Here is a 7,611-nt window from a genome sequence, read left to right on the forward strand (position 1 = left end):
GCGGCCGCCGCGGCGGCGGCCAGCGGCGCCACGGTCTCCGGCTACGTCGGCGCCGTCGGCGACTGCACCGGCGCCGTGACGGCCGGCTACGCCAACGGCCTCATCCCGCGCAGCGCGCTCTGCCCGCTGTGGGGCGCACCCCACCACGTGCTGCGCGCCGACGCCGCCAACGCCTTCCAGGCCCTCAGCCAGGCCTACGCGGCCGAGTTCGGCAACCCCATCTCGATCACCGACTCCTACCGCACCCTGGCCGAGCAGATCGACGTCAAGGCCCGCAAGCCCGGGCTGGCGGCCAAGCCGGGCACCAGCCGGCACGGCCTGGGCATCGCCGTCGACCTCGGCGGGGGCATCCAGAACGCGGACACCGCCCAGCACCAGTGGATGGACCGCAACGCCGCGCTGTACGGCTGGATCAACCCGGCCTGGGCGCAGAACCGCAGCGGTCAGTTCGAGCCCTGGCACTGGGAGTTCACCGGCTGATGAGCCTGTCGGCGGCCGTGCGGCGGCCACCGGCCCGGCACGCGTTCTGCGCGTGGGACGGGCCGCTGGCCATGGCGCACCGGGGCTTCTCCCGCGACGGGCTGGAGAACTCGCTGGCGGCCTTCGCCGCCGCCGTCGAGCTGGGCTACACCTACCTGGAGACCGACGTGCGGGCGAGCGCCGACGGCGTGCCCGTCGCCTTCCACGACGAGCGCCTCGACCGGGCCACCGACGCGCGCGGCGTGCTGGAGCAGCTGCCGTGGTCGGCGGTGCGCACGGCGCGCATCGCCGGCCGCGAGCCCGTGCCGACGCTGGAGGAGGTCCTGGGGACCTTCCCGCACGCCCGCTTCAACCTCGACGTCAAGACGGCGGCCGCGCTGCCCGGCCTGCCGGAGGTGCTGCGCCGCACCAGGGCCCATGGCCGGGTGCTCGTCACGGCGTTCGCGGAACCCCGCCGGCGGGCGGCGCTGGCGGCCGCCGGGGGCCAGGAGGCGACGTCGGCGAGCTCCCTGCGCACCGCGCTGACCCTGGCCGCCTCGGGCCTGCGCGCGGACCGGCTCGTGCGCGCCGCGCTCGGCGGGGTGGACGCCGTGCAGGTGCCCGTGCGCCGGGACGGGCTGCGGGTGGTCTCCCCGGGCTTCGTCGACGCGGTCCACCGGGCGGGGGCGCAGGTGCACGTGTGGACGGTGGACGACCCCGTGCAGATGGGCGCGCTGCTGGACCTCGGCGTGGACGGGATCATCACCGACCGCGCCGACGTGCTCAAGGACGTGCTGGTGGCCCGCGGTCAGTGGACCGCGTGAGCGCCGCGCCGGACGCCCGCACGCTGCGACGGGCCCGGCGCAGCTGGTACGTCTACGACTGGGCGAACTCGGCGTACGTCACGACGACGCAGACGGTGCTGTTCGCGCCCTACCTCACGGTGCTGGCCCGGCGCGCCGCGTGCCCGGAGGCCCCCGAGGGCTGCACCCGGCCGCTGTCGGTGCTGGGCCTGCCCGTCGCGCCCGGCTCGCTGGCGCTCTACACGATCACGGTGGCCACGGTGCTGTCCGCGCTGCTGCTGCCCTTCGTGGGGGCGCTGGCCGACCGCAGCCGCCACCGGCACCGGCTGCTGGGGCTCTTCGCCTGGACCGGCGCCACCGCGGCGACGGCCATGGTCGCCCTGGGCGGGGACCGCTGGTGGCTGGGGGTGCTGCTGGCGCTGGTCGCCACCACCGGCCTGGTCTGGTCGGCCGTGGTCAACGACGCCCTGCTGTGCGACGTGGCACCACCGGCCGAGCGGGACACCGCCTCCTCGCGCGGCTGGGCCGCCGGCTACCTCGGCGGGTTCCTGCTGCTGGCGGCCAACCTGGCCGTCGTCTCCTCCCCGAGCTCGCTGGGGCTGACCGACGAGTGGGCGGTGCGCCTGTCGCTGGCCTCCGCCGGGCTGTGGTGGGGCCTGTTCACCCTCGTGCCGGTGCTGGGGCTGCGCCGGCTGCCGCCGCGCGAGCCGCCGGCGCCTGCACCGGGCCGGCAGGGGTCGCTCAGCGCGCCGGTGCGCCAGCTCGCGCAGACGCTGCGCGGGCTGCGCCGGCACCCGCAGGTGCTGCGCTTCCTGCTGGCCTACCTGCTCTTCAACGACGGCATCCAGACGGTGGTGGCCGCGGCGAGCATCTACGGGCAGGAGGAGCTCGGCTTCTCCTCCGCCCAGCTGCTGACGACGGTGCTCCTCGTGCAGGCCGTCGCCTTCGCCGGGGCGCTCGCCTTCGGCCGTGCGGCGGTGCGCTTCGGCGCGCAGCGCACCGTGCTGGTGGGGCTGCTGCTGTGGATCGTCGTGGTGCTGGCGGCCTTCGCGGTGCCGCGCGGGGCCTTCGGCACCTGGCTGGTGCTGGCGGTGCTCATCGGCCTGGTGCTCGGGGGGACGCAGGCGCTGTCCCGCTCGCTCTACAGCCGCCTGGTCCCGGTGGGCGCGGAGGCGGAGTACTTCGGCCTGTACCAGGCCGGCGAGCGCGGAACGAGCTGGTTGGGGACACTGGTGTTCGGGCTCGTCGCACAGCTGAGCGGGTCCTACCGTCCCGCGCTGGTGGCACTGCTGGTGTTCTTCGTCGCCGGGGCGGTCCTGCTGGCGCGGGTGGACGTCGAAGCCGGTGTTCGACAGGCACGCGCCGGTGCTGAGCCCGTACTCTGAGTAACCGGTCAACCTCGCTGCGCACATGAACTTCACACTCCTGCCGCGGGAGTGGCGGAACAGCGGGGGTCGTCGCGGCGTTCAACCATTCAGTCCCCCCGCTCCCCGACCCGGGGAGCCGCCACATCGAGGGGACGGTGGGGAGGGTCACATGAGCGAGCGCAACCTGCGAGGATCCCGCCTCGGAGCCGCGAGCCTCGAGAGCGAGTCCGGCGTCGAGCCGGCGGAACGCCAGCAAGTCACGTACCACTGCCCGAACGGACACACCGTCGTGGTGCCCATGTCGCTGGAGGCCGAAGTGCCGCCGCTGTGGGAGTGCCGTTGCGGGGCGGAGGCGTTGCGTGCCGACACCGACGCCCCGGAGAGGAAGGCCGGCAAGCCGGCGCGCACGCACTGGGACATGCTCCTGGAGCGGCGCACCATCGCCGAGCTCGAGGTCCTGCTCGACGAGCGCCTCGAACTGCTGCGCAACCGTCAGCTGATCAAGCGCAGCGCCTGAGTCCGGACCAGGAGGCCGGTCCCCTCGCGGGGGCCGGCCTTCGTGCTGCCCGGGGGGCCTAGCGCCGCCCCGGGCCCAGCTCGCGGGGGCCGCCGTCCACCACGTCACCGTCGACGACGTCCCCGTCCAGCACGTCCCCGGGCACCACGTCCCCGGGCACGACGCCGCCCGCGGCGCGGACCGCCCGCTCGACGCGGCGGCGCACCAGCCGCGCGAACGCGCGCCGCAGCAGCCGCCGGGTCACCGGGACGATGCACAGCAGGCCCAGCACGTCGCTCAGCAGCCCGGGCAGCACCAGCAGCACACCACCGGCCCCGGTGAGCAGGGCGTCGCCGACGGCACCGGGGTGCTGACCGGGCACCGGCGCGCCCCACGGCCGGGCGACGCCGAGCCGGAAGGCCTCGAGCCCCCGGCGGCCCGCGCGGCGCAGCACGGCGACTCCCGCCGCGGTCTCCACGAGCAGCAGCACCAGCACCCACGCCGTGCCCACCAGGTGCCCCACCTGCATCAGCAGCCAGATCTCGACCGCGAGCAGGAGCAGCACCGCCAGCGGCAGCCACGTCGTCCAGCGCCGCCGCCGGCGGCGGGCGGCGCCACCAGCGGGCCCGCCCGGTCCGGGCAGCGCGCTCACGCCGGCACCGGGTCGCTCGCCGGCGCGAGGGGGACCCGCCGCCCACCGCCCGGCCGGCGCTCACCGCGGCGGGCGGTGAGCAGCAGCAGGACGCCCAGGGCGCTCAGCGCCAGCTCGGGCAGCGCACCCACCCGGGTGGCGAGGGTCTGCGTCGAGCGCAGCACCACCTCGCCCTGCAGCACGTCGGTGGTGAACAGCGTGCTCTCCTCGTGCGCGACGCCGTCGGGGGTGATGATCGCGCTGACGCCCACGGTGGAGATCTGCACGACCGCGCGACCGCTCTCCACCGCCCGCAACCGCGACATCGCCAGCTGCTGGACCGCCTCGTCGGAGTAGCCGAAGGTGGCGTTGTTGGTCTGCACGACGAGGAACTGCGCACCGGCGCGCACCGAGTCGCGGACGGTGTCGTCGAAGGCCACCTCGAAGCAGATGACGTCCCCGACCCGCACCCCGCCCATCTCCAGCAGCCCCACGTGGTCGCCGTGGACGAAGTCGCGCGGCACCAGGTCGACCTTGTCGGTGATCGCGCGGAAGAAGGAGCGGTAGGGCATGTACTCCGCGAACGGAGCCGGCCGCTGCTTGACGTAGTGCCGGCTGTCGTCCTCGCGGGCGCCCTCGATGCCGTCGGCCGGCGTGACCACCAGCCCGGTGTTCGAGACGTTCTCGCCGGGCCCCTGCAGGACGGCGCCCACGAGCAGCGGCACGCCGACCGCGTCCGCGGCCTGCTCGATCACCGCGCGCGCGTCGGCGTTCTCGTAGGGGTCGATGTCGCTGGAGTTCTCCGGCCACAGCACCAGGTCCGGCTGCGGCGCGGAGCCGTCGGCGACCTGCTGGGCCAGGGCCAGCGTCGCGCGGGCGTGGTTGTCCAGCACCGCGCGCCGCTCGGCGTTGAACTCCAGGCCCTCGGCGGGGGTGTTGCCCTGCACGGCGGCCACGCGCCGGGTGCCGTCCTCGGCCCCGGTCGGGCGGGGCACCAGCGCTCCCGAGGAGGTGACGAGCGCGGCGGCCAGCAGGGACAGCACCGCCGGGCGCAGCCGCGGCACCCCGCGCGCGGCTCCGGCCGGTGCCGGCAGCCGCAGCAGCGCCAGCACGGCCTGCGCCACGAGGGCGCCGGCCAGGGCGACCCCGAAGGTGACCAGCGGGGAGCCGCCCAGCGCGGCCAGCCCCAGCGTCGGGGCGTCGGCCTGCGAGAAGGCCAGCCGGCCCCAGGGGAAGCCCTCGAAGGGGATCCGCTCGCGGGCCGCCTCGATGCCCGTCCACCCGCAGGCCACCGCGAGCGGGGCCAGGCGCCAGCGGGCCCGCTGCAGGCGCGGCAGCAGCCCACCCAGGACGGCGTAGAAGAGCGCGCAGGCCACCGTCAGGGCCGACCAGGGCAGCAGCCCCACGAAGGTGCCGCTCCACGACAGGTGCGGGAACATGAACGCCAGCCCGAACAGCAGCCCGGCCAGGACGCCGCGGCGGGCGCGCACGCGGTGGGTGGCCAGCGCCAGCAGCGCCACCGCGACGATCGCACCCGGCCACCAGCCGGCCGTCGAGACCGCTCCGGGGAAGGCGGCCCAGGCCGCCGCGCCACCCAGGACGGCCAGCAGCAGGCTGAGCGGCAGCAGGGCCGGCGGCGGATCGGCCGGGCGGACGCGGTGCATCCGCCGAGGGTACGTCGTGCGCGGACCCGCCAGCGGTCCAGGTGCTCACGGACCCGCCGGCGGTCCAGGCCGAGTCCGCGCCGCCCGTCGGGCCGTCGCACGCCCCGTCGGCCACGAGGCGCACGCCGTTGTCTAAGGGCACGCGGACTCGACCCCGTCCACACCGCCCGGCATCGCGCGCCGCCGTCGTCGCAGGTGGTGCGGCTGCGACGGCGGTGGCGCGGCGTGCCGGGCGGTCGTGCAGGTCGTGGACTGCACCTGTGAAACTACTCGGCCGCCGCCGGGTGTCAACCGGCGCCTGACCTGCGGCGACGCGCAACGCGGCAGGTCACGAGGGGGTCGCTGCGCAGGTGCGGACCCCCGCCGCCCGGCGTGTCGTCGGCGTGTCGCCCACGTGTCGAGAGGGGGTCGAGGGGTTGGCGTGACGGGCGGCCCGGCGCCGCCCGCCCCACCGCCCCGTCAGCCCGTCAGGTCGTCAGGTCGTCGTGCACGAGGGCCCCGCCCACGACCGTCCGCCGGCACCGCGGCAGCGGCGCCCCGGGGCCCAGGTCCGGCAGGCCCGGGGTGCCCGACCGCGCATCGGTGCTCCACCCGGACAGCCGCCGGTCGGGCGCCTGCACGACGAGGTCGCCGACGTCCCAGACGGCGTAGTCGGCCGGGGCACCCGGGCGCAGCACGCCCGGGTGCCCCGTGCCCGCCAGGCGGTGCCCGCCGCGCGTGTGCGCCAGGAACGCCGCGCGCACCGACACCGCGTGCTCGGGGGTGGTGGCGAACCCCGCGGCCCGCACCGCCTCCCACGGCCCGAAGGGGGTGACCGGGGTGTCCGAGCCCAGGGCCAGCGGGACCCCGGCGGCGGCGAACGCGGCGAAGGGGTGCAGGGCCCGGGCGCGCTCGGCGCCCAGCCGCCGGGCGTACAGCCCGCCCGCACCGCCCCACGTCGCGTCGAAGGCCGGCTGCGCGCTCACCGCCGTGCCCAGCCGGGCGAAGACGGCCACGACCTCGGCGTCGGCGGCCACGGCGTGCTCCACGCGGTGCCCGGCGGCCGCGACGGCGCTGGCGCCCAGGTCGGCGGCCACCGCCTCCAGGGCCTCGGCCACCAGGTGCAGCGCCGCGTCGCCGATGGCGTGGAAGGCCGCCTGGACCCCGGCGCGGGTGCAGGCGTGCAGGTGGTCGCGCACCGCCGCGGCGTCCAGGTGCAGCCGCCCGCGCTCGCCCGGCGCGTCGGCGTAGTCGGCGCGCAGGGCGGCCGTGCGCGAGCCCAGCGCCCCGTCGACGGCCAGGTCCCCGCCCAGGCCGGCCGGCCGCGCCCCGGCCTCAGCGGCCTGCGCGAGCACCGCGCGGACGCCGCCGGGGTCGCGGACCAGCTCGGCGAGGTAGCCCACGACCTCCGGCAGCGGCTCGCGCCCGGCGGCGCGCTCGGCCGGGCTGCCGGCACCGGCCAGGCGCTGCAGGGCGGCCAGGTCCCCGGGCGGTGCCAGCCAGCGCCCGGACATCTCGTGCACGGCGCCGATCCCGGCGCGGGCGGCGGCGCGCAGGGCGGCGCGGTGGGCCTGCTCGGCGTCGGCGGCGCTCAGCACGGCCCAGCGGGCCTCCAGCGCCGCGTGGTGGGCCTCGGTGCGCACCCAGCCGTCCTCGTCCCAGCCGGCCAGCCCGCGCAGCCCGCCGCCGGCGGCGAGGGCGGTGGAGACCAGGGCGCTGTGGCCGTCCACGCGCGAGAGCAGCACCGCGGCACCGGCGCCGGCGCGGTCCAGCTCGGCGCGGGTGGGCGGCCGGTCACCGGCCGGCCAGCGGGACTCGTCCCAGCCGAACCCGGCGACGAAGCCGCCCGGTCGCGCGGCGGCCGCCGCGGCGACGGCCGCCAGCAGCTCGCCGCTGCTGGAGGTCAGGCCGAGGTCGAGACCGGTGGCACGCAGCCCCGTCTCCGTGAGGTGCACGTGCGCGTCGACGAAGGCCGGGGTGACCAGGCGCCCCTCCAGCTCGACGACCTCGTCACCGGGGCGGGTCCACGGGCCCGCGCCCTCCTCGGGGCCGATCCACGCGATCGTCGCGCCGTCCACGAGCATCGCGGTCGCGAACGGGTCGGCGGGGCTGTACACCGCTCCGCCGCGGTAGAGCCTGCGGGTAGCCACCCGGGCAGCCTAGGCAGCCCCGGAGCACGAGCGCCCGCGGCCCCGCCCGGCAGGGCGGGACC

7 protein-coding genes are annotated in these 7,611 nt (G+C 77.3%); 4 read left to right on the forward strand and 3 right to left on the reverse strand.

Translation table 11 applies throughout. The annotated features are described in order from the left end of the window. From ACRYM2_RS22295 to ACRYM2_RS22310, 4 genes are all read left to right on the forward strand, one after another. Positions 1-480 (forward strand): M15 family metallopeptidase (locus tag ACRYM2_RS22295; RefSeq protein WP_432524826.1); only part of this gene is annotated, 480 nt, incomplete at its 5' end. Continuing rightward, positions 480-1,283: a glycerophosphodiester phosphodiesterase family protein gene (locus tag ACRYM2_RS22300; protein ID WP_432524827.1), complete on the forward strand. Its 804-nt coding sequence runs from the start codon at positions 480-482 to the stop codon at positions 1,281-1,283. The genes ACRYM2_RS22295 and ACRYM2_RS22300, both read left to right, overlap by 1 nt. Then, positions 1,280-2,647: an MFS transporter gene (locus ACRYM2_RS22305; protein ID WP_432524829.1), complete on the forward strand. Its 1,368-nt coding sequence runs from the start codon at positions 1,280-1,282 to the stop codon at positions 2,645-2,647. The genes ACRYM2_RS22300 and ACRYM2_RS22305 overlap by 4 nt, the downstream gene beginning before the upstream one ends. Before the next feature lie 151 nt (positions 2,648-2,798). Further along, entirely contained in the window at positions 2,799-3,146 is a 348-nt protein-coding gene (locus tag ACRYM2_RS22310; RefSeq protein WP_166614257.1) for an RNA polymerase-binding protein RbpA, read from the forward strand. Between the two features lie 58 nt (positions 3,147-3,204). Here ACRYM2_RS22310 and ACRYM2_RS22315 read toward each other — a convergent pair whose 3' ends face one another. The 3 genes from ACRYM2_RS22315 to ACRYM2_RS22325 form a co-directional block, all read right to left on the reverse strand. Continuing rightward, a complete protein-coding gene (locus ACRYM2_RS22315; RefSeq protein WP_432524831.1) occupies positions 3,205-3,777 on the reverse strand; it encodes an FxsA family protein in 573 nt (190 codons plus the stop codon). After that, the gene (gene lnt / locus ACRYM2_RS22320; protein WP_432524833.1) at positions 3,774-5,420 is read right to left on the reverse strand and encodes an apolipoprotein N-acyltransferase; all 1,647 of its coding nucleotides are present in this window, start codon (positions 5,418-5,420) and stop codon (positions 3,774-3,776) included. Before lnt ends, ACRYM2_RS22315 begins: the two co-directional genes overlap by 4 nt. 467 nt (positions 5,421-5,887) lie before the next feature. Next, on the reverse strand, positions 5,888-7,483 hold the full coding sequence (locus tag ACRYM2_RS22325) for an amidohydrolase (RefSeq protein ID WP_432524835.1): 1,596 nt from the start codon (positions 7,481-7,483) through the stop codon (positions 5,888-5,890). Positions 7,484-7,611: the final 128 nt, after the last annotated feature.

The sequence above is a fragment of the Kineococcus aridisoli genome, assembly GCF_050871885.1.
Taxonomy (GTDB): Bacteria; Actinomycetota; Actinomycetes; order Actinomycetales; family Kineococcaceae; genus Kineococcus.

What these genes read in the sequence shown, in the direction of transcription:
- ACRYM2_RS22300 (WP_432524827.1), top strand. Translation starts at nt 480, where the DNA reads ATGAGCCTGTCGGCGGCCGTGCGGCGGCCACCGGCCCGGCACGCGTTC.
- ACRYM2_RS22310 (WP_166614257.1), top strand. Translation starts at nt 2,799, where the DNA reads ATGAGCGAGCGCAACCTGCGAGGATCCCGCCTCGGAGCCGCGAGCCTC.
- lnt (WP_432524833.1), bottom strand. Translation starts at nt 5,420, where the DNA reads ATGCACCGCGTCCGCCCGGCCGATCCGCCGCCGGCCCTGCTGCCGCTC.
- ACRYM2_RS22325 (WP_432524835.1), bottom strand. Translation starts at nt 7,483, where the DNA reads ATGCTCGTGGACGGCGCGACGATCGCGTGGATCGGCCCCGAGGAGGGC.